The 23296-nt window shown below is 69.0% G+C and carries 22 protein-coding genes; 9 read left to right on the forward strand and 13 right to left on the reverse strand.

Annotation, left to right across the window (positions count from 1 at the left end; translation table 11 throughout):
* The first annotated feature begins 29 nt into the window (after positions 1–29).
* Complete coding sequence (gene soxR / locus BS329_RS11100; RefSeq protein ID WP_076158961.1) at positions 30–476, forward strand: redox-sensitive transcriptional activator SoxR; 447 nt, start codon at positions 30–32, stop codon at positions 474–476.
* Here the strand turns inward: soxR and BS329_RS11105 are convergent.
* The 3 genes from BS329_RS11105 to BS329_RS41815 form a co-directional block, all read right to left on the reverse strand.
* On the reverse strand, positions 466–1686 hold the full coding sequence (locus tag BS329_RS11105) for an RNA polymerase sigma factor (protein ID WP_076158963.1): 1221 nt from the start codon (positions 1684–1686) through the stop codon (positions 466–468). The genes soxR and BS329_RS11105 overlap by 11 nt on opposite strands.
* Complete coding sequence (locus tag BS329_RS11110; RefSeq protein ID WP_076158966.1) at positions 1674–2042, reverse strand: YciI family protein; 369 nt, start codon at positions 2040–2042, stop codon at positions 1674–1676. The genes BS329_RS11105 and BS329_RS11110 overlap by 13 nt, the downstream gene beginning before the upstream one ends.
* Positions 2043–2145: 103 nt before the next feature.
* Positions 2146–2931 carry an SDR family NAD(P)-dependent oxidoreductase gene (locus tag BS329_RS41815; protein ID WP_076158968.1) on the reverse strand — a complete coding sequence of 262 codons (786 nt, stop codon included), beginning with the start codon at positions 2929–2931 and terminating at the stop codon, positions 2146–2148.
* Positions 2932–3012: 81 nt separating this feature from the next.
* Between BS329_RS41815 and BS329_RS42455 the strand changes: the two genes are divergently transcribed.
* The gene (locus BS329_RS42455) at positions 3013–3564 is read left to right on the forward strand and encodes a TetR/AcrR family transcriptional regulator (protein ID WP_076158971.1); all 552 of its coding nucleotides are present in this window, start codon (positions 3013–3015) and stop codon (positions 3562–3564) included.
* A 102-nt stretch (positions 3565–3666) separates the two neighbouring features.
* Positions 3667–4434 carry an SDR family oxidoreductase gene (locus BS329_RS11125; protein ID WP_076158974.1) on the forward strand — a complete coding sequence of 256 codons (768 nt, stop codon included), beginning with the start codon at positions 3667–3669 and terminating at the stop codon, positions 4432–4434.
* Here BS329_RS11125 and BS329_RS11130 read toward each other — a convergent pair whose 3' ends face one another.
* Positions 4435–4971, reverse strand: coding sequence for a TetR/AcrR family transcriptional regulator (locus BS329_RS11130; RefSeq protein WP_076158976.1), 537 nt, complete (start codon positions 4969–4971; stop codon positions 4435–4437).
* Positions 4972–5053: 82 nt separating this feature from the next.
* Here BS329_RS11130 and BS329_RS11135 point away from each other — a divergent pair, with 82 nt between their 5' ends.
* Together BS329_RS11135 and BS329_RS43305 are read left to right on the forward strand one after the other, a co-directional pair.
* On the forward strand, positions 5054–5542 hold the full coding sequence (locus tag BS329_RS11135; protein ID WP_076158978.1) for a DoxX family protein: 489 nt from the start codon (positions 5054–5056) through the stop codon (positions 5540–5542).
* Positions 5543–5593: 51 nt separating this feature from the next.
* Entirely contained in the window at positions 5594–5755 is a 162-nt protein-coding gene (locus BS329_RS43305; RefSeq protein WP_158075769.1) for a hypothetical protein, read from the forward strand.
* Positions 5756–5763: 8 nt separating this feature from the next.
* On the opposite strand, the gene BS329_RS11140 is transcribed toward BS329_RS43305, so the two are convergent.
* A complete protein-coding gene (locus tag BS329_RS11140) occupies positions 5764–6471 on the reverse strand; it encodes a hypothetical protein (protein ID WP_076158981.1) in 708 nt (235 codons plus the stop codon).
* A gap of 857 nt (positions 6472–7328) precedes the next feature.
* Positions 7329–8198 (reverse strand): DUF4394 domain-containing protein, encoded by an 870-nt coding sequence (locus tag BS329_RS11150; protein ID WP_076158986.1) that lies wholly within the window; start codon positions 8196–8198, stop codon positions 7329–7331.
* 152 nt (positions 8199–8350) lie between these two features.
* On the opposite strand from BS329_RS11150, the gene BS329_RS11155 reads away from it, so the two are divergent.
* Positions 8351–8773, forward strand: a complete 423-nt coding sequence (locus BS329_RS11155) for a hypothetical protein (RefSeq protein WP_244197105.1) — start codon at positions 8351–8353, stop codon at positions 8771–8773.
* 1 nt (position 8774) lies between these two features.
* Here BS329_RS11155 and BS329_RS11160 read toward each other — a convergent pair whose 3' ends face one another.
* From BS329_RS11160 to BS329_RS11180, 5 genes are all read right to left on the reverse strand, one after another.
* On the reverse strand, positions 8775–11789 hold the full coding sequence (locus tag BS329_RS11160; protein ID WP_244197106.1) for an AfsR/SARP family transcriptional regulator: 3015 nt from the start codon (positions 11787–11789) through the stop codon (positions 8775–8777).
* A gap of 87 nt (positions 11790–11876) precedes the next feature.
* Positions 11877–15860, reverse strand: coding sequence for a TIGR02680 family protein (locus tag BS329_RS11165; RefSeq protein ID WP_076158990.1), 3984 nt, complete (start codon positions 15858–15860; stop codon positions 11877–11879).
* Positions 15857–17077, reverse strand: a complete 1221-nt coding sequence (locus BS329_RS11170) for a TIGR02678 family protein (protein ID WP_076158992.1) — start codon at positions 17075–17077, stop codon at positions 15857–15859. The genes BS329_RS11165 and BS329_RS11170 overlap by 4 nt, the downstream gene beginning before the upstream one ends.
* Positions 17074–18567, reverse strand: a complete 1494-nt coding sequence (locus BS329_RS11175) for a TIGR02677 family protein (protein ID WP_076158995.1) — start codon at positions 18565–18567, stop codon at positions 17074–17076. Before BS329_RS11175 ends, BS329_RS11170 begins: the two co-directional genes overlap by 4 nt.
* Positions 18568–18653: 86 nt before the next feature.
* Positions 18654–18980, reverse strand: coding sequence for a hypothetical protein (locus tag BS329_RS11180; RefSeq protein WP_076158998.1), 327 nt, complete (start codon positions 18978–18980; stop codon positions 18654–18656).
* A 97-nt stretch (positions 18981–19077) separates the two neighbouring features.
* On the opposite strand from BS329_RS11180, the gene msrA reads away from it, so the two are divergent.
* Complete coding sequence (gene msrA / locus BS329_RS11185; protein WP_076159000.1) at positions 19078–19572, forward strand: peptide-methionine (S)-S-oxide reductase MsrA; 495 nt, start codon at positions 19078–19080, stop codon at positions 19570–19572.
* 1 nt (position 19573) lies between these two features.
* Here the strand turns inward: msrA and BS329_RS42460 are convergent, their stop codons facing one another.
* Positions 19574–20815, reverse strand: a complete 1242-nt coding sequence (locus BS329_RS42460; RefSeq protein WP_143252973.1) for a plasmid pRiA4b ORF-3 family protein — start codon at positions 20813–20815, stop codon at positions 19574–19576.
* 157 nt (positions 20816–20972) lie between these two features.
* Here BS329_RS42460 and BS329_RS11195 point away from each other — a divergent pair, with 157 nt between their 5' ends.
* Positions 20973–22136, forward strand: a complete 1164-nt coding sequence (locus tag BS329_RS11195) for a cytochrome P450 (protein ID WP_076159003.1) — start codon at positions 20973–20975, stop codon at positions 22134–22136.
* Here BS329_RS11195 and BS329_RS11200 read toward each other — a convergent pair.
* Complete coding sequence (locus BS329_RS11200; RefSeq protein WP_076159005.1) at positions 22103–22699, reverse strand: TetR/AcrR family transcriptional regulator; 597 nt, start codon at positions 22697–22699, stop codon at positions 22103–22105. The two genes, BS329_RS11195 and BS329_RS11200, sit on opposite strands and share 34 nt — an antisense overlap.
* Positions 22700–22932: 233 nt before the next feature.
* Here BS329_RS11200 and BS329_RS44480 point away from each other — a divergent pair, with 233 nt between their 5' ends.
* Complete coding sequence (locus tag BS329_RS44480; protein ID WP_244197107.1) at positions 22933–23163, forward strand: cupin domain-containing protein; 231 nt, start codon at positions 22933–22935, stop codon at positions 23161–23163.
* Positions 23164–23296: the final 133 nt, after the last annotated feature.

Consider the following 23296-nt stretch of genomic DNA (forward strand, 5'->3'; position numbering starts at 1 on the left):
AGGGTTCAAGTCAAGCTAGGATCGTGGACATGTCCGAACCGCCGGCCGAACTGACCATCGGCGAACTGGCCCAACGCAGCGGTGTCGCCACCTCCGCCCTGCGGTTCTACGAACGCCAGGGCCTCATCAGCAGCAGGCGGACCAGCGGGAACCAGCGCCGGTACCCCCGAGCCATGCTCCGCGTGGTCGCGTTCGTCCGCGCGTCGCACCACCTCGGCATCCCACTGGAGGTGATCGGCGGCGTGCTCGACTTCCTGCCGGAGGGCGCCGCGCCGGACCAAGCGTTCTGGCAGCGCGCCTCCCAGTGCTGGAGCACCGAACTCAACCAGCGCATCGAGAAACTCGAATGCCTGCGCGACCGGTTCACCGAGTGCATCGGCTGCGGCTGCCTGTCCTTCGAGCAGTGCGTGCTGGTCAACCCCGGTGACGTCCTCGCCGCCCAAGGTCCCGGCCCGGCCCGGCTGATCAACGACTGACCGCGGCCAGTTTCCGTTCCAGCAGCCGCCGTTCGGCACTGTTCTCCGCCCGCCGGATCGCCGCCTCGTAGGCCTGTGCCGATTCCGCCGGACGGCCGAGCCGGTGCAGCAGATCCGCGCGGATGGCGTGGTACAGGTGGTAGTCCTCCAGGTGGAGTTCGTCGATCGCGCCGAGTGCCGCGCCGGGGCCGTCCACCTCGGCCACCGCGACGGCGCGGTTGAGCGCGACGACCGGCGTCGGGTTCAGCGTCAGCAGCAGGTCGTACAGCTGGACGATCTGCGACCAGTCCGTGCTCGCCGCGCCGTCGGCGTCGCTGTGCACGGCGTTGATCGCCGCCTGGATCTGGTACGGACCGGGCTGGTTCCGCCGCAGGCAGGCGCGGACCAGCGTCTGCCCTTCGGCGATCAGCTCCCGATTCCACCGCGACCGGTCCTGATCGGGCAGCAGGACGACGTCGCCGTCCTGGCCGGTGCGGGCGGCCCGGCGGGACTCGGTGAGCAGCATCAGCGCCAGCAGCCCGGTGACCTCGGGTTCGTCGGGCATGAGGTCGGCGAGCAGCCTGCCGAGCCGGATCGCTTCGGCGCACAGGTCGTCGCGCATCAGCCGTTCGCCGGAACTGGCCGTGTGGCCCTCGTTGAACACGAGGTAGACCACGGCGAGCACCGAACGCAGCCGGTCCGGCAGATCGGCGTCGCCCGGGACGCGGTACGGGATCTTCGCGTCGCGGATCTTGCCCTTCGCCCGGACCAGCCGTTGCGCCATCGTCGTCTCGGGGACGAAGAACGCGTGCGCGATCTCGCCGGTGGTCAGCCCGCCCAGCAGTTTCAGGGTCAGCGCGACCTGCGCGGTGACGGCCAGCGCGGGGTGGCAGCAGGTGAAGATCAGGCGTAAGCGGTCGTCACGCACGGGCCCCTCCTCCGCTGGTTCGTCGGCCGCGTGGACGAGCACGGCCTGGGCGTGTTTGTCATCGCGCGCGGCTTCCCGGCGCAACCGGTCGATGCCCTTGTTGCGGGCGGTCGTGATGATCCAGCCCGCCGGGCTCGGCGGCAGACCGGTGGACGGCCACCGGTCCACCGCCGCGGCGAAGGCGTCCTGGACCGCTTCCTCGGCGAGGTCGATGCTGCCGAAGACGCGGACCAGGACGGCCACCGCGCGGCCGTACTCCTCGGTGAAGACCCGGCCGATGTCTTGCGTGCTCAGGGGACGCACGAAGGGTCTTCCTCGCCCTGGAACGGCCGGACCTCGATCGGCAGGCCGGTGATCTCGGCGATGCGGCGGCCCCAGTCGAGCGCGGCGTCCAGATCCGGCACCTCGACGATGGTGAAGCCGCCCAGGTGCTCCTTGCCTTCGGCGAACGGGCCGTCCGTCATCACGATGTCGCCGTTCTCCTTGGCCCGCAGCACGGTCGCCGTGGTCGGCGGGTGCAGCCCGGCCGCGAACACCCAAGCGCCCGCGGCCTGCATCTCGGCGTTGAGCGCCTGGAGCTTGCGAGCGATCGGCTCGAGGAACTCCGGCGGCGGGGTGGGGCCGTCGGGCTGGTAGAGGCTGAGCAAGTACTGGGTCATGGCGTCCTCCTGTGTCGAAGCGGCTTGTCACTTCCTATACGAAGGACGTCCCGCCGTTTCGACATCGGCGTCGAGATTTTTTCTTCGCGGATGTTTCCGCGGTTCAGACCGCGTTCAGTAGCTGTGTGGTGGCGGCGTGGAGCCGCTCGGCTTCTTCGGCGGTGGCGTCGTCGAGCGTGAGTCGCTTGCTTCGCGCGTAAGCGCTCAAGGGGGTATCCGGCCGGTTCGCGATGAGGTCGAGCATCGGGAGGATCGCCTTTTCCGGCGGTGTTCCGAGGACCTGCGCCATGACGGACACCATCGCCCGCGACGCCTTGCCCAGCGCGCCTTGGTGGCTCGTCCGGACGAAACCGGGGTTGTAGAGCACGTACCGCACGTGGTCGGACGCGAGCCTGAGCGCCGACAGCAGACCCATCCGCCTGCTCTGCATGTTCGCCGTCTTCCAGGTGAACCCCTGTGACAGCTGGAAATCGTCCCAGTGGATGGCGTCTTTCGGGGCACCGGGAACGGTGGTGTCGAGGATCAGTGGCCGCTCGGCGGCGGCGAGCACGCCTTGCAGTTCCGACGCGAAGATGTGGCGGCTCAGGTAGTAGAGCGCGAAGGTGTGTTCGAAGCCTTCGCTGGTCACCTGCCTGTCTCGGTGCACGTACGCGGCACCGAGTACCAGTGTGTCGACGGCGGGGAAGCGTGCGGCGATCTCCTTGGTGGCGCGGCGATTCTCCGCGACCTCGCGAAGGTCTGCCTGGACGAAGTGCGCGTCGCCCTCCAGCGTGCGGAACTTCGCCTCGCTCCGGCCGACGATGACGACGGTGTGGCCCTCGCGCAGCCGGTCCGCGGCCAGTGCGCGGCCGAGGCCGTCGGTGCCCCCGGTGATCACGATCGTGGACATGGTCTCCTCCTGTTCCGGAACACTTGATCCGGAAAACCACCGTATCCGAAACATGTGTTCCGGAACAGGTAGGATCGCGGCATGACCACTTCGCGGCGTCAGCGCTGGGACGCGGCGCGAAACCGGACGCAGGTGCTGGACGCCGCGCGCGAGTCCTTCGCCGAACGCGGTCTCGCGACGGACGTCCGGGAGATCGCGCGGCGGGCGGGCGTCGGCGTCGCCACCCTGTATCGGCATTTCCCGACGAAGGACGACTTGGTCAAGGCCGTGCTGGAGGAGGACGTCGCTGAGTGGACGGCCGTCTCGGAGCGGGCGAAGGCCGCCGAAGACGCGTGGGAGGGAATCGGCCTGTTCGTGGAGCGGACCCTCGCCATGATGGCCCGGCACCGGGCGTTCCTCGACGGGCTCACCGTCACCGAAGGCGCGCTCGACGCGTGCCGCGCCCACCTCGCCGAGAGTCTCGGCGACCTGGTCGAACGTGCGCACCGCGAAGGGCGGCTGCGGGCGGGAATCACCTCCGCGGACATCGGCCTGCAGATCCTCGCGCTCGGCCGGATCGTCGAACTGACTGCCGGGCAGGACGACGTCTGGCGCAAGCACGCCGGTCTCGTCCTCGGCGCGCTACAGGCCTGACTGGTACTGCCGGACCCAGGTCGGGCAGGCCGTGCCACCTCTGCGCGCGAGCCGGTTTCCTGGATTCCGGAAGCCGACAGCGAGTCCACTGAGGAGAGACAAATGACGAACACCCAGGCACGGCACTCCGGCAGGGTCGCCGTCGTCACCGGCGCGTCCAGCGGAATCGGCGAAGCGACCGCGCGGCGGCTAGCCACCTCCGGTGCCGCGGTCGCGCTCATCGCCCGGCGGGCCGACCGGCTGGAGACCCTGGCCAAGGAGATCGAACAGGACGGCGGGACGGCGCTGGTGATCGCGGCCGACGTCGCCGACGCCGGCGCGATGCGTGCCGCGGCGACCGAGGTCGAAGCGAAACTGGGCCGGGCGGACCTGCTGTTCAACAACGCCGGCGTGATGCTGGCCGCGCCGATCGACGAACTCGCGACCGGCGACTGGCAGCGCATGATCGACGTCAACATGACCGGGCTGATGAACTCGATCGGCGCGTTCGTCCCGCACCTCGTCGCTTCGGCGGCGGAGAAGGGCGTCGCCGACCTGGTGAACACGTCGTCCATCGGTGCGCAGGCCATCTTCCCGTCGTTCGCCGTCTACGTCGCTTCGAAGGCATACGTCACGCACCTGTCGAAGAACCTTCGCGCCGACCTCGGCCCGAAGGACGTACGGGTCGCGGTGGTGGAGCCCGGTCTGGTCGACACCGAACTACAGGGCCATGTCACCGACGCCGGCGCGAACGAGTGGCTGGACGGCGTGCGCGAGACGCTGACCTGGCTGGAGCCGGGTGACATCGCCGAGACCGTGGCGTTCCTGACGTCGCTCCCGGCGCGGGCCAATGTCCAGCAGATCACCGTGATGCCCACGGCGCAGGTCTGATCACGGGAAGAGGATCCGGGCGATCGCGCGGGCGGCGGTGTCCGGATCCTCCTGGAGTTCGGCACGTAGCGCGCCGGTGAGCCACAGGTTCGCGAAGCCGTGCATCAGCGACCACGCGGCGACTCCCGCCATCTCGTCGTCGCTGACCGAAGACGCGCCATTGGTCAGCAGGGCGCCCGCGCGGTCACGGGCGGCGGCCAGCGCCGCGTCGTCCGCACGGTGGAGTTCGGGGCGGAACATCACCTCGAAATGCGCGCGATGCTCGATCGCGAACCGCACGTAGGCCACGCCGACCTCGACGAAGTCCCGCTCGCCCTCCGCCGCGAGGGCGTCCGCGAGCAGTCCGTATCCCTCGGCGGCCAGTGCGGTGAGCACTCCGGCCTTGTCCCCGAAGTGGTGCACCGGCCCGGCGTGCGAGACGCCCGCGCGCCGGGCGAGATCGCGGAGGCTGATCCCGGCCGGACCGTGTTCGGTGATGGCCGCGATGGCGGCGTCGAGCACGGCCCGGCGAAGGTCGCCGTGGTGGTACGGACTCATGCCGATGAATCTAGTCATTGACAAGATGGCTCGCAACAGCGCATCTTGTCAGTGGAAAGTTCCCGGCTCGGAAGGCTTGGTCATGGATCCCGGTCTCGTACCCGTACTGATGTTGGCCGCCGTCACGGCGACGTTGTTCTTGTTGGGGCTGGCGGGCGTCCGGCGCCTGAAACCCTGGCCGGTGGCCGTGCGCGGCGGCGTCGCGGCACTGTTCGTGACGACAGGACTCGCGCATTTCATCGGCATGCGCGAGGAACTCGTCGCGATGGTGCCGCCCGCGTTGCCCGCGCCCGCGCTGCTGGTCACCGTCACCGGTGTCCTCGAACTGGCGGGCGCCGCGGCGGTGCTGTGGTCGCGCACCGCGCCGTGGGCGGCCGCCGGGCTGACCGTCCTGCTACTGGGGATGTTCCCGGCGAACGTGGACAAGGCGCTGAACGGGCCGGTGACGTCGGTGCTGGACGAACTGGTGCCGAGGAGCCTGACGCAGGTGGTCTTCCTCGCCGCGACGGTATCTCTGGTGGCGCATTACGCGCGTACGCCGAACAGACCCTTTGCCCAAAGGAGACCTTAAGTCTTTCCCAAGTCCGGGCCTCGCTCTCGGGAACCGCCCTACCATCTGAGAATGAAGATCTCCTTGTGGATCGGATTCTGTGGGTTGTGCATCCTCGCCGGGCACATGCTTCTCGGTGCGGTGGGTCTCGTACTGCTGATGAGCTGTCTCCCGGCGGGGCGCGATCACGAATCCGGTGACAGAAAAGGGAAAACGCCCGCCCGGCTGGCCTGAGGAAGGCCTCACCCGAGTGAGCTCGCGAAAGCGAGAGCGCCCAGAACCGGAACGGCGATCGCCGTGATCACCACCGTCCGTCGGCTCGGTTCGGGACTTTCCAAGAATGCGCCGATACCGGCCGGAATTAACGCGACACAAAGACCGACGGTGCCGATGATCGACACGATTTCGGTTCCTTTCAGTACGCCGAGCGGCAGCAGTCCCATCGTCGCCAGCCCGATCGACTGGACGACGCCGAGCGCTTTCGCGCGATAGGCGGCGAACGCGAGCACGTACCAGCCGAACATGATCGTGAACGACAGGAAACTGAACAGATGTGGATCCTGATATGACTCGCTGACCACGTTCTCCGCGAAACCGGCGCCACGCCGGGTGGCGAGTCGCATCGCGGCCTGGTCGATCCCGGCGTGGAAGGTCCGTTCGAAGAGTCCGATGAGGACGAACAGACCACCCCAGGCGGCCAGTGCCTGCTTGGTGCGCCCGATCTTCGTCGCGAGCGCGATGATCGCGGGGAACAGCAGGACGTTGCCAGCCAGGAAACACGTGTAGGCGGCCGTCATCAGGCCGGGATGGTCGCTCATCGCCCTGAGCTGATCGGGGAAGAAGAAGGAGAAGCGCGACCGCAGCAGCGTGCCGGTGAGCAGCAGCACCGGGCCGAGGACCATCGAGACCGCGGCGACGCGGCGGCCGGGAAAGACGTAGTCGGTTTCCATGCCGGTGAGCCTGCCGATCGCGGCGCCTGCGCGGATCGGCCCACGGTCCGGTTCGTGGCCTCAGACCGTGGGTGGACACTTGAGCGGGTTCGCGGCAGGTGCTGGGGCGGCGATCGCCGGTTATCGGGCTGTTCCGTTGGTGGGGCGGCTTACCGCACACGAGGCTGGACAGGGCGCGTGAGCGGTTCGGGGAGCGGTAGCCGATTTTCGGCAACGGGCCCAGAATGGCGACCGAGGGCCGACCGCGCCTTGCCGGTCTCGCGATAACTGTTCGGTTGATGGCACGACCGGTGACGCGCGTGACGAGGACGGCCGTGTGGCTGCTTTTTGGCTATAGGTACCGGAAAGGCTGGAAGATCGTCCCGGATCTCGCCTCAGCGGTGGCGACCATCGCACCCGCGTGACCATCCACAAGCGACAATGCGAACGCGACTTCCTGTGTCACACTCCGCGTGCTCTCACGACACTGCGACAACCGCGCCAGGGCCCGGAACCGGAGTGCGATGCCCTCCGACGCCGCGACAGCCGCAGAATCCCTGATATCCAACAACTTCAACGAATGAGTGACCTCCTCCAAAAACCCTCGGATCGGTTGCCTCTTCCACTAGCGCCACAGACGCGGCCTTGTGCAGGTCCACGCAAAGAAGCCTACAACCCGCCACCGACACTTCCAGACCACGCGGCCACGGCAAGACATCGCGAGGCTTCGATCGGTCGAGCCCGCCGAGCGTGCCGCTCGACCGCGCTCGGAACGGTGTGTGCCTTCGAAAGCGTGAAGACTCCAAGCCGCCAGCCCGGCCGGTTCGCGCCGCTGTTCGGTGTCCGGCCGAGGCCGGACACCGAACAGCGCGACTCCCTCAGTTCGTGTCGAGTGCGACCGCGACGTCCCCGATCGGCAGCGGGAAGTCGCCGATCTTGCTCGCCGCGCCGGTCAGCAGATTGACGGTGGCGAACGTCGACGGCGAGCCGTTCGGCGGGTTGAGTACGGCGAACGCGGTCGCCGAGACCGTCTTGCCGTTGGTCAGGTCGCTATAGATGTCGAAGCCCGCGAGCGGGCCGGTGTCGAAGCCGAGCGCGCCGGTCGCCGCCAGGAAGCCGCTGTTGGCCGGCGATTGGACGAACACCTGGTCGCTGTTCGTGCCGATGACGAACAGGGTGGTCGCGGTGTCGAGGTTGAGGTCGTTGTTCGTGTAGGCGGCGGCCGTGACGCCCCGGGTGGGGCCGCCCAGTGGTGGCGTGGTCAGGATGGTGTCTTCGGTCGTGGTGTGGCCGCCGAGATCGTGCCGCAGGTTCTGGCCGTAGTCGCTGATCACCCGGAGCCGGTCGGCGGCCGGGTTGAAGTCGACGCCGAAGTTCGTGCCGTACAAGGGAACGCTGAGTTGTGAGACCTTCGTGACGACGACGTCGGGTGCCTGGGGCGGAACCTTGATCGTGTAGACGCAGCCCTTGTTCCCCACTCCGTACAACACGCCGTTCTGTACCCGGAAGTCGATCCCGATCAGGCTCGTCTCCCCGCAGGTGAGGCCCTGCGCGAGCCGGACCCAGTCGAGTACCGCGGGTCTGTCGGTGGAGAACATGGCCATCAGCTTGCCGTCCGACGAGATCGCGTACGCCTTCAGACCGGCGGCCTGTGCCGAACTTCCGCTCGCGGTCCCGACGACGAGCGCCGCCGTGACGGTCACCGTGGTGGCCGCCGCGAACAAGGCCTTCTTGAGTCGTGCCCTCATCCGTACTCCCCTCAATGGAGAAACTGTGCGGCACAAGCTAATCGGTGACTCTGGACGGCCATTGGACGTCGATTGGACCCGGCGTCCGGCGGATTGCGGCCGCGGGGAATCGGCGGAACAGTGGGAGGACAACGGATTCAGGGGGAGCGATGATGATCAAGAACGCCGCCGGGGTGATGGTTCTCTTCGCCGGCCTCACGTTCGCCGCGGAAGGTGAGGCGAACGCGGCGCGGGATTGCGCTTCCGGCGTCAAGACCATCAAGCCGGTCGTCCTCGAAACGCCGAAAAAGTGGACCTACACCTACGGTCTTTCCTGGTGCGCGGACGGCGGAAAGGTCACCTGGGCCGAGCCGTCGGTGACGCCGCGGGTGCACGACGTGGCCTGCCGCTGGGCCGGCCGGATCGAGGAATCGGTGCGCCCGGTACCGGACAGCGTCACCTGGAGCGCGTACGACATGGGTGAGTTCTCCTGCCGTGACAACGCGGGCAAGGAACACGGCGTCAACCCGTGGGTCGTCGTCACCTTCGACCCGGCGGGTGGATACGACACCCGGAGTGGAATAGCCGCGGCGTGAATCAAAGGCGGAGGATCGACTCGACGGCGGCCGACGCCCGTCTTCGCAGCGCGCGGTAACCGGCTCGCTCGGCCAGCGCGAGCGCTTGGCGGGCCTGGCCGAGGTCGCCGGTCGCGGTGGCAAGGCCGATGAGCGCGTCGACTTCGGGATACCTGTCGCCGGTTTCCCGCAGCAGGGCCAAGGCCTGCCGGTACCGGTGGACGGCGTCCCGCCGATGCCCCGCGCGGTGATGCACGACGGCGAGCGCGACCAGCGCTTCGCCCTCACCGCGCGGTTCGCCGGTCTCCCGCGCCAGCCGCAGCCCGTCGCGCGCGTGGTCGAGCGCGTCGGTGAGACGGCCGAGATCGCAGCACACCGAGGCGAGCCTGCCGAGCGTTTCCGCCTCCCCGGCGCGATTCCCGGCGTCACGGTGCAGGGCGAGCGCCTCGGCGAGCAGTCCGGCCGCTTCGGTCGCCCGGCCGCGAGCGTGCTGCACCTGCCCGAGGTTGCTCAGGTTGATCGCCTCCCCGTAACGCGAACCGATCCGGCGATACCGGCGCAGGGCGCGGGCGTAATGCCCGGCCGCCTGGGGCAGATCGCCCATCTCCCACTGGACGAGTCCCAGATTGCCGAGCGCGACGGCTTCTCCGGCTGGCCTCCCCGCCCGTCTGCTCAACTCAAGTGCCCGGGAGAACCGCGCCGCGGCGGCCGGAAGCCGTCCGGACTGCCAGTACGCGCAACCGAGGTTGCCCAGCACCGCGGCCTGCGTCTCCACCCAGCCCGCCCGCCGGGCGAGCACGAGCGCGCCGGTGTAGTGCCGGACGGCCTCCCGGTACCGGCCCTGGCGGAAACTCAGGTCGGCGAGGCTCAACCGGGCGGCCGCGCGGGCGCGCGGATCGCCGTCCTCTTCGGCGGCGGACAGCGCGGCCCCGGCGGCCGCCCGCCATTCCACCTGACGCAAGGACATCCAGAAGTAGCCGCGCAGCGCGTCGGCCAGCAGCCAGGCCACCGGACGCGGCCCGTTCCGTGCCGCGTCCTCGACGACGGCGACCAGATTGCCCAGTTCGGTCTCCAGCCAGTCCGCCGTGTTCTCCCTCACCGCGGCCGGAACGGGACCGTCCGGTACGGACAGCGGGATGCGGAACATGTGCGGGTAAACGATTTTCGCCGCGTGGTCGACGGCTCGCAGATACCACTCGTGCAACCGGCGGCGGGCGGATTCCCGTTCGGCCGGGGATTCCCGCGACTCCAGTCGATCGGCCGCATAACGCCGGAGCAGGTCATGGAACCGGTAGCGATCAGGCGCGTGCTGTTCGACCAGATGCGCGCCCGCGAGCGTGTCCAGCATCCGGCTCGCCTGGTCCGTACCACTGAGGATCTCCACCGCTTCGACACCGATGTCGTTGCCCGGAACCAGGCTCAGCAGCCGGAACAACCGTCGCGTCCCGGCGGGCAACGCAGCGTAAGAGAGATCGAAGGCGGTACGGACGGCGATCTGTTCGTCGCCGGGGACCGTGAGCGCGGCGAGCAGATTGCCCTTGCGCAACTCGATGGCGTAGTCCTCGATGCCGTCTCCGGGATTGTCGGCGAGGTTCGCGGCGGCGATCCGCAGCGCCAGCGGCAGATACGCGCAGAGTCCGGCCACCTCGGCGGCCGCCTCGCGTTCGGCGCGGATCCGGTCGGAACCGAGCACCCGCCCGAGCACTTCGAGTGCCTCACCGGGATCGAGCATGTCCAGGGTGAGCCGCCGGGCGCCGTGCAGGGCGACCAGGCCGGTCAACCGGTCGCGGGCCGTCACCAGCACCAGGCAGCCGGGCCCGGCGGGCAGCAGCGGCCGGACCTGCTCGGCGGTGTCGACGTTGTCCAGCAGTATCAAGGCCTTCCGGTCGGTCATCAGCGTCCGGTACAGCGCGGACGCGGTCTCGGTGTCCGCGGGCAGCCGTTCGGCGGGAACGTCCAGCGCGGACAGGAACCGGGTGAGCACTTCGAGCGCCGTCGCCGACGGGGCGGGCGAATGGCCGCGCAGGTTCGCGTAGAACTGCCCGTCGGGGAACCGGTTCTTCATCCGGTGCGCCCAGTGCACGGCGAGCGCGGTCTTCCCGGCGCCCGCGGTTCCCGTGACGGCCGCGATCGCCACCGTGCCACCGGAACCCGCCGCCCTCGGTACCAGCTCGTCCAAAATGGACAGTTCGACGGCCCGGCCGGTGAAGCCGGGTGGTCCGGCGGGCAGCTGCCGTGGGACGCGAGCGGCTGGACGCGGGTTCGCGGGCGGGTCCCCCTCGTCGAGCAGGGCGGCGTGCGCGGCGAGGAGTTCGGGTCCGGGTTCGACCCCCAGTTCTTCGACGAGCCGCTCGCGAACCTCCTGGTAGAGCCGGAAAGCCGTCGCTCGCTGGCCCGCGCCGTGGTACGCGCGGATGAGCCGGGCCTGGGCGGGTTCGTCCAGCGGCTGGTCCGCGGCGGCCTCGGCCAGCTCCGTCAGCACCTCCCGGGCGGCGCCGATGGCGAGCATCGCGTCGCCGTACCCGGCGAGCAGCCAGCGGCGCTCCGCGACCAGAGAAAGAACCTTCGGATGCGTTGCGAGCAAAGGGAGATCGGCCAGCGGTTTGCCGCGCCACCAGCGCAGCGCCTCGCCGAACAGGGCAGCGGCCCGGCCCGTCTCGCCGTCGCGCCGGGCTTCGTTCGCCTCGGCGACGAGCCCGCGGACGTGGGGAAGGTCGACGTCGACGGCGTCCCAGCGCAGCGCGTATCCACCGCCGACGTGCGGCAGGATCTCGCTCCCGGACCGGGCCGGGCGGTCGGGTTCCAGCAGCCGCCGCAGGTGTTTGACGTGCGTCTGGAGGACGTTCACCGCACTGCGTGGCGGCCGTTCACCCCAGAGCGCGTCCACCAGGTCCTGCTTGGACATCGCCTCGCCGCCGGCGAGCACCAGCAAGCCCAGCACGGCCCGGCGGCCGGGTGGGCCGAGGTCGAGTTCCGTACCGCCGTGCCACACCCGCAACGAACCCAGCACCTGGATCCGCACTACCGTCGGCGCCACCGATGGGAACGTAGTGAGCCTTCCCGCGCCGCACAAGGACGAACCGCGGAAAGGGCCCCGCTGCGACCGGCTTTGGGGCCGCTCAGGCTAATGCCCGGCGGGCTGGAGGTCGTGGCCGTTCCAGGTGAACCGGGCCGTGGTCACCGCGTCGTCCCCGTCGCCACCGGTGATGAGCTGGTGGATCCCGACGCCGCTGAGTTCGGCGTAGGTGCACCACTCGTGGTCCGACGTCAGCATCAGGTCGAGGTCGAGCGCGGACAGCAGCCCGAACACCTGCCCGCGGTTGGTGGTGTCGACGCCGACGAACACCTCGTCGAGCAGGATCACCCTCGGCGCCTCCGGCACGGCCTGGTAGTGCGCGGCGACGGCGGCGAACAGCGGCAGGTGCAGCGCGATCGCCTTCTCCCCGCCGGAAAGCGCGCCGTGCAGCTTCTTGGTCAGCAGCTGCCAGCCCGCCCCGTTGGCGCGGTCCACCTTGACCACGAACCGGTGCCACGACGTGTAGTCGAAGACCTGCGCGAGCTGCTGCTCCCAGCTGGTCGCGGTGTCGTCCGCCTTCGCCTGCTCGACACGCTCCCGGAAGAACTTGTGCAGCGATTCGCGGTCCTCGGCCCTCAGCTGGTCCGGATCCTTCAGCAGCAGGTCCCGCGCGGTCTTGGTGCCCGGCGGCAGGTCGGGGGAGACCTGCCAGACCAGCCGGACGGCGACCCTCGACGCGGTCCGCACCCGTTCCAGGCGCGCGTTCATCCCGTCGACGAGGTCGTTGGCCTGCCGGATCCTCGCCGCGAGATGGCGGCGGGTGTCGCCGGTCAGCGTCTTGTCGAACAGGTCGCTCTCGCGGCCGGTGATCTCGTGCCTGCTCTGTTCCGCTTCCGCGTAAAGGATCTTCAGCAGTTCGGCGGCGCCGACCCGCAGCCCGTCGACGACGGCGGTGAAGATCTGGACGTCCTCGTCGGTCTCCAGATCGAGTTCCGCGCGCGAGCTGAGCGTGTTCCGGCAGGTGTGCACGGCCTCGGAAAGCCGGTGCAGTGCCTCGCCGAGGTTGCTCGGCGCGTGCGGCACGGACGGCCACGCCGCGGCCACCAGGCGAGCCGTGTCGAGGGCCGCCCGCACCCCTTCGGAGGCGGACAGGGTGGCCTGGAACTTCGGCAGGTCCTCGATTCCGCCGTCGGCGGGGAAGACTCCGGTGGCGAGCTTCCGGAACCGGAGCGCGGCGGCGTCCTGCTTAGCGGTGGCGTCTTCGCGGGCCCGCGCGTCGGTCGTGCGCCGCACGCCGAGCGCGCCCAGCCGGACCGCGAGTTCCTTGGCGTCGGAGTTGGCCGCGCGGAGTTCGTCGGCGAGTTCGCGCAGTTTCGTGCGCAGGCCGTCGATTTCGGCGAGCACCTCACGCTGGCCGGTGCCGACGGTGCCCTCGATCGCGTCGAGCTTCGCGGTGAGCTTGGCGCGTTCGGTCTCCGCCTCGGAAGCCTCGTCCTCGCGGCGGGCGGCGTTCGCCTCCGAACGCTCCGCCTGCTCGGCGAACGTCTCGGCCCGCTGGGTCGCCGTGAGCAGGTTCCCGTGTTCGTACAACCAGTTCTCGCCCTGGTCGGAGTAGGTGCGCAGGGCTGTGGCGAGCGCGGTCAGCGGCGTGCGTTCGGTCGGCAGGCCGCCCTCGGAAGCCTGGCCGGTCAGCTCGTGCAGTGCGGTCTTGGCTTCGATCTCCAGCGCGGAGACGGCCGCCTCGCGGTGGCGGACGGTGGTGTCGGCGGCGGTCAGGTCGGCCTCGGCCGTGGTCAGTTCTCCAGTCGCGGCAAGGAGATCATCGTGGCTGGGACGGGCGGCGCGTTCGATCTTGATCAGCTCACGCCTGCCACGCAGCGCGGCCAGTTCGCCTTCCAGCTCGGCGATGGTCTTCTCATGGCCGGAGATCTCGTCACGCAGTCCGGCGATCCGGCGTTCCCTGGCGTGCAGGCGGGCGGAAGCACCGATGTAGGTGGGGGCCCCCTTCGCCCAGCTGCCCGACAGGCTGCCCATCCGCCAGCCACCGTCCGCGCCGATCGCGGCGGGACCCGCGGGCAGCGTGTCGTCGAAGGCGATCACCTCCAGCACCCGCCGGATCTTCGCCGGGGCGACCCCGGCGTCCGGTTCCGGCACGAGGACGTCGGCGAGCGAACGGCCGGACGCCACGGGCAGCGTCCCGGTCTCGGCGAGCACGTCGTGCCCGTCGACCACACCGTGGGAGTTCACCCAGGCGTCCAGCAGCCCGGCGCCTTCGAGCGCGGCTTCGATCCCGGCGTGCGTGTCCTCCGGTACGGAACCGGCGAAATCGACCAGCCGCCACAGCGGGGCGCCGCTCATCTCGGCCCGGTCCGCCGTCCGGGTCTTCGGCGCCGCGGGCGCGAGGACGTCCTCCGTTTCGAGCACGCCCGCCTCGACCAGGAGTTCGTCGTGCTCGGCGCGCGCGGTGGCCAGCGCGGCACCGGTCGCCGCCTCCTGCCGGACGATGTCCTCCAGCACGGTCTCGGCGACCGCGCTGATCTTGCCCAGCAGCGAGACCTCCGCCTCGGCTTCCCGCACGAGCGCTTCCGCGTCGGGGAAACGCAGCTCACGGCAGCCGATCGCCCATTCGGCGAGCCGGGTGCGCAGATCGCTCAGCGCCAGTTCGCGCGTCGCCGACGTGAGATCCAGTTTCTCTTGCGCGGCTGAGAAATCCGACCTCGCCCGGTCCAGCTCCGCCTCGGCCTGATGGCGGCGGCCGACGGCGCGTTCGTGGTTGTCCAGTGCCCGGCCGAGGGTCTCGACCTGGTCGCGTTTGCCGCGGACGGCGGCCTGCAACAGCGGACGGAGCCGGATCGGTTCCGCCAGTCCGGCGACGAGTTCGTCGTGCACCCCGGCCAGGTTCGCGCGGGTCGCGGCGGCCCGGACCTCGGTCTCCCGCGAGCGGACGAGATCGGCCTGCCGTTTCGCGACCTGCCGGGCCGCCCGCGCGCGCTCCTCGTCGGCGTTCGCTTCGGCACGCAGCCGGTCGGCGTCCGCGCGAAGGGATTCCGCTTGTTCCGTCGCGGAAAGCGCGCGCTGTCGCAGCTTGTCGAGTTCCTGGCCCTTTTGGTACGACTCGGATTCGGTCAGCCCGGAGAGGCGGGCTTCGGCTTCCTCGACGTCCTTTTCAAGCTGCACCGCACGTTCCTCGGCGGCTTCCTTGCTCGCGGCGACCTCGTCGTACTCCTCGGCCGACCGGCGGGCGGCCGCGGCGAGCTTGTCGAGTTCGGCGGTCGCGGTGATGAGGTTCGCGGCACCCGCGCGCAGGACGCGCTGGGCGTAGGTCTTCTGCCGCGCGGCGAGCGCGCGGGTCGCGTCGACCTCGGTCTCCAGCGAGCCCAGCTTCTCACGCTGCGCGTCGAGCCGTTCGAAACCCTCGGCGAGATCCGCGATCTCCTGCTGCCCCAACGGCGGGAGCGCGCGGGACAGCAGGTTGGACAGCAGGCTCGGGTCGAGCCGCTGCGAGAGTTTGGGCATCCGCAGCTGGAGCAGCGCGGTGATGAGCGCGTCGTACCGCTGTTCGCTCAGGCCGGGGAACAGTTTCGCGCGGATCTCGGTGCGGTATCCGGCCGCGCCCGCGTGCACGGTCCCGCGTTCGCCGAGGTGCTCCTCCAGCGCGTTCTTGGTCAGCGGCTGGCCAGCCTCGTTGACCAGCGGCAACCTGTCGCCGACACGAAGCCCGGTGGTGAAGAAGTCGGCGTGCACCGTGCTGGTGTGCGTACTCGCCTGCAGCCGCGCGCCGCAGGTGAACCACTTGTCCTCGGCCATGCGGAATTCGAGCCATACGTACCCGACGCGCGTGGCGCCGGAAGCGCCTTCGCCCATCAGGTTCCAGTGCATGCTGCGTTCGCTGGTGCCGAAGGTCGACAGCCGGTTGGCGCGCAGGCTCGCGTCGAACAGGAACGGCAGCAGCAGTTCCAGTGCCTTGGACTTCCCGCTCCCGTTGGGGCCGCGCAGCAGCAGGCGCCCGTCGTGGAACTCGAAGATCTCGTCGTAGTAGCGCCAGATGTTGAGGATGCCCGCCCGGGACGGGATCCACCTCGTCACGGTCACGGCGCCTCCTCGTTTCGGTCGGTGTACCTCGCGGCGGCCGGGAGTGGCCGGACGAGTTCGGCTTCGACGCGGACCAGCCCGAAACTCCTCAGCACCGCGAGCGCGTCCACGGTCAGCCGTCGAACGCCGTCCTTGCCCCGGTGGGTCCTGGCCCAGCGCGGGAACCGTTTCAGCAGTTTGGCGGTGGCTTTCTGCAGGTAGTCGGTCGTCCGCGGCTCGTCCAGCGCGTCGAGCAGCAGGAGCGCGGCGACCTTGGCGTTGCTGCCGTCGTCGGGGAATTTCTCGTCGGTGGCCAGCCCGTCGACGTCGACCAGCAGCACACCCTCCGCGCGTTCTTCGAGGACGAAACCGCCCTGTTCCGCGGCGCGGCGCAGCAACTGGCGCCCGGTCGGCGACCCGAGGTACGCGCGCTCCTCCGCGGTCAGTTCGCCGAAGTAGAGGACGGGATCGTCGACGAGGCGCCGGAAGACCGCATGCCGGAGCCACAGGTTCCGCTGGACGTCGGAGGCGCTCGGCGTGTCCTCGTGACGCCCCGACGAGAGGCCGTAGCGCTGCTCGTACGACACCGCGTCCAGCAGTTCCTCGAACCGCAGCACGACGTCGTCGGCGGGCACGGCCAGCCGCGACGGCCCGACCGGGGCGGCGAGCAGGCGCAGCAGCAAGGTCGCGTCGACCCGGAACAGCGCCTTCGCCCTCGCATCGTCCACAAAGGACTCCGCGTCGCCGTCGGCGACCGACAGGACGCCGTAGGACTCCAGCAGGTGGAGGACGTCCACGAACGCGATGCGCTCGGCCCGCGCGGTGACGTCGAAGGTGGTGACGAGGTCGTCGGCGGAACTCGCCCGTGCGACGCGGTCGGCGAGCAGGCCGATCGTGGTCACCGGCACCGTGAGCAGTTCGGCCGCGACCACGCACAGCAGGACGTAGCGCCGCCGGTCGAACGCCGGCCTGCCGGACCGCAGCCGCCGGGCGGGACGGCTGGGGTCGGCGGCGGCGCGGACCTTGACCAGCCGGGCGTAGCCGAGCCGGGGTTCGACGGTGAGCGTCCAGCCGCAGTAGTAGTCGAACCACTGCCGGATGGGTTCGCGGCGGCGCCGGACGAGGTCGAAGGTCTCGGGGGAGCCGCGTTCGCCGATCAGCGGCGTGGCCAGCATCGCCCGGATCCCGCGTGCGACCTCTTCGCGCTCCGCGATGACCAGTTGGTTCGTGAGGCTCACGCACCGCCTCCGGCCGTGCTGATCTCGATTTCGTAGTCGGGGCCACGGAAGACGCCGCTCGTGGTGGTCAGGCGCGCGACCGCGCCGTTCGGCGGCGGCCGCAGGACGATCTCGATCTGGCCGTCGGACGTCGTGCTCCGCCGGGCGCCGCCGGTGCCGGGAGTGCTGCCCAGCGCCTGCCCCAGCAGGTCCAGCAGCCGCTCGAAAACGGTGTGGTCCAGCTTCTCGAACGCCGAAAGCCGCACGACCCCGCCGGTGTCGAGCATGCTCCACGCCGCCTCGAGTTCGGCACGCTCGGCGACGGCCTGCCGGACTCGTGCCGCCCTGATCTCGGAGACGTCACGGACCCTTCCGGTCCTGGTGAACCGTTCGGTGCGGCCCGCCGACCGGAGCAGCTCCGACACCTCGACCGGCGGCGCGTCGAGCCAGGACGCCGTCGTGCTGACCACTTCGGGGTCCGCGTGGGCCAGGTGCGCGTGTCGCGCGGAACTGAGCCCGAACATGGTGGACCACAGGCGATGCAGGTCCTCCTGAGCGGGGACGACGGTGAACCACCGCGCCAGCTCACGGAAATCCGCGACCGCGCTGCTCGCCCGGCGACGTGACTCGGTGATCCGGTCCAGGACCTGGAGAAGCGTGATGATCGCCCGCCGCGCTACCTGATGGAGATCCTCGACCCGCGGCGTCGCGCCGTTTTCGGGCAGGAACCACGCGCGAAGCCCGTCCCAGCGGGCCTCGCGGGCTTCGAGCCAGCGCGGGTCCGCGCTCGGCAAGGTGGCCCCGTTGAGCGCGCGCCGGTGCACGCGCTCGACGCCGTACTCGTCGATTTCCTTGATCCGGGTGGCGATGGTGTGGGTGTGGTGCTCCAGGTCGTTCAGGAACTCTTGCAGGTAGGCGACCGTGGACGCCTTGACCTCGTGGAACGTCGCGAGGTCGGCTTCGGCGTGCAGCAGGCGCTGGAGGTCGCCGTTGAACCGCTTCGTGTTGTCCCGGAACGCCTCGAGGTGGCTCTCGATTTCGGTGAGCACGCTGAACACGCGCCGGTCGGTGCCGTCCTCCAGCTGCTTGACGAGTTCGCCGAGCCGCTCACCCAGCGCGTCGAGGGTGGCCGTCTGAAGCGCACCCGTCGCGTTGAGCACTTCGTTCGCGCGGACCACACCCGCGTACGCCGCTTCGCCGAGCCGGGTCAGCGAGTACTGAAGATTGCGACGCTCGTACTCGGAAGCCGTCCGGTAGTCACCCGCGTGGTGCTGGACGACGTCGAGATGGCCTTGGTTCCTGAGCTGGTCCAGCGCTTTGACCAGCTCTTCGTCGTCCAGCGTCTCCAGCCAGCCGGCTTCCCGCAGCCGCGGGCGGAGGTCGTCGATGCCGAGCGCCGTCACGAGCCGTTCGTTCGCCTCGCCGAAGGCGTGCAGGATCGCCAGGGGAAGCCCGGACCTGCTGCCGTCGGTGAAACGGAACATTTCGGGCGGTACCCGGATCGGATCCATGCGACCTCCGGCACTGATGCGTGGAGCTACACGTTAGGGGGTCACCCAGGCGAGTCCGAACGGCCCATCTTTTTCACGCTGCGTGCTCACGTGGTGAACAGTTCGAGGCGCACCGTGGTCCCATCGACGGTGACCTCGCGGACCACGCGACGGCCGTCGACGACCCGGTCGTCGTTCATCACCCCGGGAGCGAAGTGCGAAGCCTCGAGCAACTCGGGTAGGTCTTCCGCCGGAAGGGTGAGGACGACCTCGTACCTCGCGTCGATACCCCGGTCGTACTTCGTCTCCAGCACCTTCCCGCTCGCGGGCATCGAGATCCCGCCGAAGCGGAAGGCGTCTTCAGGCTTCGGGACGTCTTCTGACGTCGTGCAGCCGGCCAGCAGAAGGGCCAGGGCCGCGAGCAGGAGCTTCACGCACGGTGGGACGTAAGCGTTCCGTCACACTTGGACAGGGATGACAGGAGCGCCGTGGCGCGTTCTACTGGATACCAACGACCAGAGGAGATTTACCGTGACGGAAAAGGCTGTTCTCGCGGGCGGCTGCTTCTGGGGCATGCAGGACCTGTTCCGGCGGCACCCCGGAGTCGTCTCCACCAGGGTCGGCTACACCGGTGGAGACGTGCCCAACGCGACCTACCGCAACCACGGCTCGCACGCCGAAGGCATCGAGATCGTCTTCGACCCGGCGCGGCTCACCTATCGCCAGATCCTGGAGTTCTTCTTCCAGATCCACGACCCGACAACGCGTGATCGTCAGGGCAACGACATCGGCGTCAGCTACCGGTCGGCGATCTACTACACCGACGACACCCAGAAACAGGTCGCCGAAGAGACGATCGCCGACGTCGACGCCTCCGGCAAATGGCCGGGCAAGGTCGTCACCGAAGTGACCCAGGTCGGCGACTTCTGGGAAGCCGAACCCGAGCACCAGGACTATCTGGAGCGCATCCCCAACGGCTACACCTGCCACTACGTTCGGCCGGAATGGCAGCTGGGCGAGCGCTGAGCTATGCCATGGCGGTGAGGCTCTGATTGGCTTCGTCGAGGTCGAAGCCCGCGGGGTCGAACCGGCTGGGGTCTTCGAGGCCTAGCCAGTGGAGGACGTCCTGGTGTTCCTCGTGGCGGGGATCGCCGAGGATCTGGATCAGCCGCGCGTAACCCCCGGTGCCGCCGACGTCCTCCGGCGGGCACGCCGCCTGGCCCGCGACACAGCGCGGGTAGTGCCCGTCGGCCGTGGCGGCCGTGGCTTCCTCGACGAGGATCTCGTGGTCCCAGCCGTCTCCGAAGTCGTAGGTGTACAAGAGGCGGCCACCAGGCTTCACCAGTTCGTCCAGCCGTACTTGCCGTTCGTCACGGTATTGCAGCTCAGGGTCGGCCTCGCCGTAGTGGGTCTGCCCGTCGAGGAAGTAGTGCAGGTGGTAGTTCTCCCAGCCCATCGCGGCCTGGACGACGGCGTGCAGCCGGTCGAGCCGGATGGCCGCCGGAACCAGCACCCGTCGCCACACCGGGAGACCTTCGATGTTCAGCAAGGTGATCTTCACCTGGTAGATCGGATCACCGGCTTCAGGCGCGCCCGATAGCTTTCGCATGCCCGACCGGCCGAGCTCGGTCAGCTCCGCGGATTCGTCCTGGAGGGTCACCGCCCCCAGCCGCCGCAGGACCTCGAGTGTTTCCTTGGTGTCGCGGTCAGTCGTGATGCGCAATGCCTCGCGTTGAAGTTCGGTGACGTCGTCCAGGACGTAAGGCGCGCTCACCACATTCCAGACGGTCGTGCGCAAAGTCGCGATGCCGACAGCGCCGTCCGCTTGGTACAACGAGGTCAAGACCGCACTGCTGCCGTCGGCGAATTCCGGGCGCAGCAAGGACTCACCGAAGCCCGAGGGCAGAAAGGCCTGGCCAAGCTGGTCTAACCCGGCGAACAGCGCGAGCCACAGCGCCTCTGGGTCGTCAAGCAGGGCCCGATTCTTCTTCACCGGCACCAGTCGCTGCCCCGTTTTGCGGACCAGCCGCGCCACCTTGGCGCATTCCACGACGAGCGCCAGGTCGAGCAGGTCCTCGCTCGACCTGGTCCGGTACACGCGGTCGCCGATGACCGGGTCGATCACGTCACCGGTGCCCAGCAACGACACCAGCGTCCTGGCGTCGACCAAGGTGATGCGCCCGGTCTGGGTGAGCTTGCGCCCCGTGCCCACCCATCCGGTGAACGTGCGCACCTGCTCGACCAGTTCGGACTTCGCCGCGAAATCCATGCCGTGAAGTCTAGGTTCCGGCTTCCGCGACCGCGGTCTCGCGGTGATGTCGAGCCAAGCCAAAATGTGAGGCAAGTCACGTCTTATTTGTCCGGTTACCGGGGGTCTCCGCCCCGCCATGATGCGAGCACCGAGTTCGACATCGTGAGGAGACTCCATGACCGACAAGGCGGATATTCCGCTGTTTCCGATGCCGCGCGCGGCGGGTTGCCCCTTCGACCCGCCGCCGGAATTGACCCGGCTCGCCGACCGGGCGCCGGTGTCGCGGGTGAGGCTGTGGGACGGCAGTACGCCGTGGCTGGTCACCCGTTACGAGGACGTGCGAGCGGTCCTGGCCGATCCGCGGATCAGCGTCGACGCCACGCGGCCTGGCTTTCCGCACACCAACGCGGTGAGCAAGGCGCGCGACACGCGGATGAAGACCCTGATGCAGCTGGATCCGCCGGAACACACCGCCCAGCGGCGATTGCTGACCTCGGAATTCACGATCAAGAAGATGGAGGCCTTGCGGCCCAGGATCCAGCAGATCGTCGACGACCACATCGATGCCATCCTCGCCGGTCCGAAGCCGGTGGATCTGGTGGAGGCGCTGGCCTTGCCGGTCCCCTCGCGGGTCATCTGCGAACTGCTAGGCGTGCCCTACGCCGACCGTGAGTTCTTCCAGGGAGTGGCCCGCACGCTGGTCATGGACCAGTCCGATCCCGAACAGGCGATGGCCGCCAGCGAGGAGCTGAACGCCTACCTGGAGGCGCTGGCGGTCACGAAGAACGCGGACATGCTCGGCGCCCTGGCCGTCGATGGCGCGATGACGCCACGCGAGATCGCCATGCTTGGCCAGCTCCTCCTGGTGGCCGGGCATGACACCACCGCCGCCATGATCGCTTTGGGCACGATCGCGCTCCTGACGCGTCCGGATCTCCGTGACGGCGACGACTCCGCGGTGGTGGAGGAACTCCTCCGGTACTTGTCGATCACTCACACCGAAGCCCGTCGTGTCGCGCGCGAGGACCTGGAAATCGGCGGCAAGCTCATCCGCGCCGGCGAAGGTGTCATCGCGGTGAAGAGCACCGCGAACCGGGATCCCTCGGCCTTTTCAGACCCCGGCACACTCCAGGTTCGCAACGCCCGCCACCACGTCGCCTTCGGCTACGGCAGGCACCTGTGTCTAGGCGCTCCACTGGCTCGTGTGGAGCTACAGGTCGTCTACGGCACTCTCCGTCGCCGCATGCCGACCTTGGCACTGGCCATACCGCCAGAAGAGCTGCGATACAACGAGAACGCGATCTTCTACACGGTGCGGGAGCTGCCCGTCACCTGGTAAAGGTCACTCAGACCCGCTTTGACTTGTTCCGGCGTCATGCCGTCCTGTCGCAGGTAGGCGTACTGGGCCGCCGCCAGCGGTGCGAGCAGCGCCTCCGCCCGGAATCGCGCATCCGCGGTCGGCTCGATCTCGCTGATCAGCGCGACCAGGTGACTGCGGTGCAGCCGGTACGCGCCGGTCACGAACCGGGCCATCGGTGTCTCGGTCTCCGCGACCATCAGCAGGGGTCCGTGCGCCTCAAGCCTGTCGACGTACGCGCTGATGAACGCCCTGAGTCGTTCCTTCGGCGCCGCCCCCGGCCCCAACGGGGGCGGCCCGCTGATGAACGACTCCTGGAACTCGCGCTCGTTCTGGTCCAGAAGCGCCTGCGCCAACGCGCCCTTGTCCGGAAACCGCCGGTACACCGTCCCGATCCCGACGCCCGCCTCCGCCGCGACCTCGTCCAACGCGAGCCCCTCGACCCCCTTGGCCGCCACGAGCTCGGCCGCGGCCCGGACGATCTTCTGCCGGTTGCGAGCCGCGTCCGCCCGCTCGACCGGGCCGGATCCTGCGATGGGAAGCACGCGGTGAGTTTAGTCGGTGGACAAGTGGAACTTTCTCCGCTTAACTAAGTGGAGAAAGTTCCACTTAAGGAGACTTGGATGTCCGTCGAACACTTCACGAGCGCCGGCGCTTCGACCTGGTTCCAGCGGCTTGACCAGCAGATCTTCCTCGCCGACGTTCTCTCTGAGGACAGCAACGCGGCGATGTCCGTCGGTTCGGGCGCTACCGGAAGGGGGAGAAGAACCCGTGGAAGATGACCTACGACGAGGCTCTCGTCATCACGTCGGGCACTTTCACCGTCGAAGGGCCCTCAGGGCCGGTGACGGCTCGCGCCGGTGAGGTGATCTACCTGCGTGCCGGAACCGAAGTCGTCTACGTCGCCGAGGAGGACACGGAACTGGTCTACGTCACCTATCCGCACTGGCTGGCGGCGACCGAAGCCTCCGCCGAAGCGCACCGCCTCGACGACTTCCACGAGGCCTGAGGTTCGGAAAACGCGTTATCGCGCGGTTTCGAATACGAATTCAATTGAATTCGGCGTGTTCTGGTTCATGAACTTGATTGTTGCTTGGTGGGTGCGGACTATCAGGATCGATTGCTATCCTGCGGCGTAATCT

Origin of the sequence: Amycolatopsis coloradensis (genome assembly GCF_001953865.1) — a bacterium.
GTDB lineage: Bacteria > Actinomycetota > Actinomycetes > Mycobacteriales > Pseudonocardiaceae > Amycolatopsis > Amycolatopsis coloradensis.

What these genes read in the sequence shown, in the direction of transcription:
- soxR (WP_076158961.1), top strand. Translation starts at nt 30, where the DNA reads ATGTCCGAACCGCCGGCCGAACTGACCATCGGCGAACTGGCCCAACGC.
- BS329_RS11110 (WP_076158966.1), bottom strand. Translation starts at nt 2,042, where the DNA reads ATGACCCAGTACTTGCTCAGCCTCTACCAGCCCGACGGCCCCACCCCG.
- BS329_RS41815 (WP_076158968.1), bottom strand. Translation starts at nt 2,931, where the DNA reads ATGTCCACGATCGTGATCACCGGGGGCACCGACGGCCTCGGCCGCGCA.
- BS329_RS42455 (WP_076158971.1), top strand. Translation starts at nt 3,013, where the DNA reads ATGACCACTTCGCGGCGTCAGCGCTGGGACGCGGCGCGAAACCGGACG.
- BS329_RS11125 (WP_076158974.1), top strand. Translation starts at nt 3,667, where the DNA reads ATGACGAACACCCAGGCACGGCACTCCGGCAGGGTCGCCGTCGTCACC.
- BS329_RS11130 (WP_076158976.1), bottom strand. Translation starts at nt 4,971, where the DNA reads ATGAGTCCGTACCACCACGGCGACCTTCGCCGGGCCGTGCTCGACGCC.
- BS329_RS11135 (WP_076158978.1), top strand. Translation starts at nt 5,054, where the DNA reads ATGGATCCCGGTCTCGTACCCGTACTGATGTTGGCCGCCGTCACGGCG.
- BS329_RS43305 (WP_158075769.1), top strand. Translation starts at nt 5,594, where the DNA reads ATGAAGATCTCCTTGTGGATCGGATTCTGTGGGTTGTGCATCCTCGCC.
- BS329_RS11140 (WP_076158981.1), bottom strand. Translation starts at nt 6,471, where the DNA reads ATGGAAACCGACTACGTCTTTCCCGGCCGCCGCGTCGCCGCGGTCTCG.
- BS329_RS11150 (WP_076158986.1), bottom strand. Translation starts at nt 8,198, where the DNA reads ATGAGGGCACGACTCAAGAAGGCCTTGTTCGCGGCGGCCACCACGGTG.
- BS329_RS11155 (WP_244197105.1), top strand. Translation starts at nt 8,351, where the DNA reads ATGATCAAGAACGCCGCCGGGGTGATGGTTCTCTTCGCCGGCCTCACG.
- BS329_RS11175 (WP_076158995.1), bottom strand. Translation starts at nt 18,567, where the DNA reads ATGGATCCGATCCGGGTACCGCCCGAAATGTTCCGTTTCACCGACGGC.
- BS329_RS42460 (WP_143252973.1), bottom strand. Translation starts at nt 20,815, where the DNA reads ATGGATTTCGCGGCGAAGTCCGAACTGGTCGAGCAGGTGCGCACGTTC.
- BS329_RS11195 (WP_076159003.1), top strand. Translation starts at nt 20,973, where the DNA reads ATGACCGACAAGGCGGATATTCCGCTGTTTCCGATGCCGCGCGCGGCG.
- BS329_RS44480 (WP_244197107.1), top strand. Translation starts at nt 22,933, where the DNA reads ATGACCTACGACGAGGCTCTCGTCATCACGTCGGGCACTTTCACCGTC.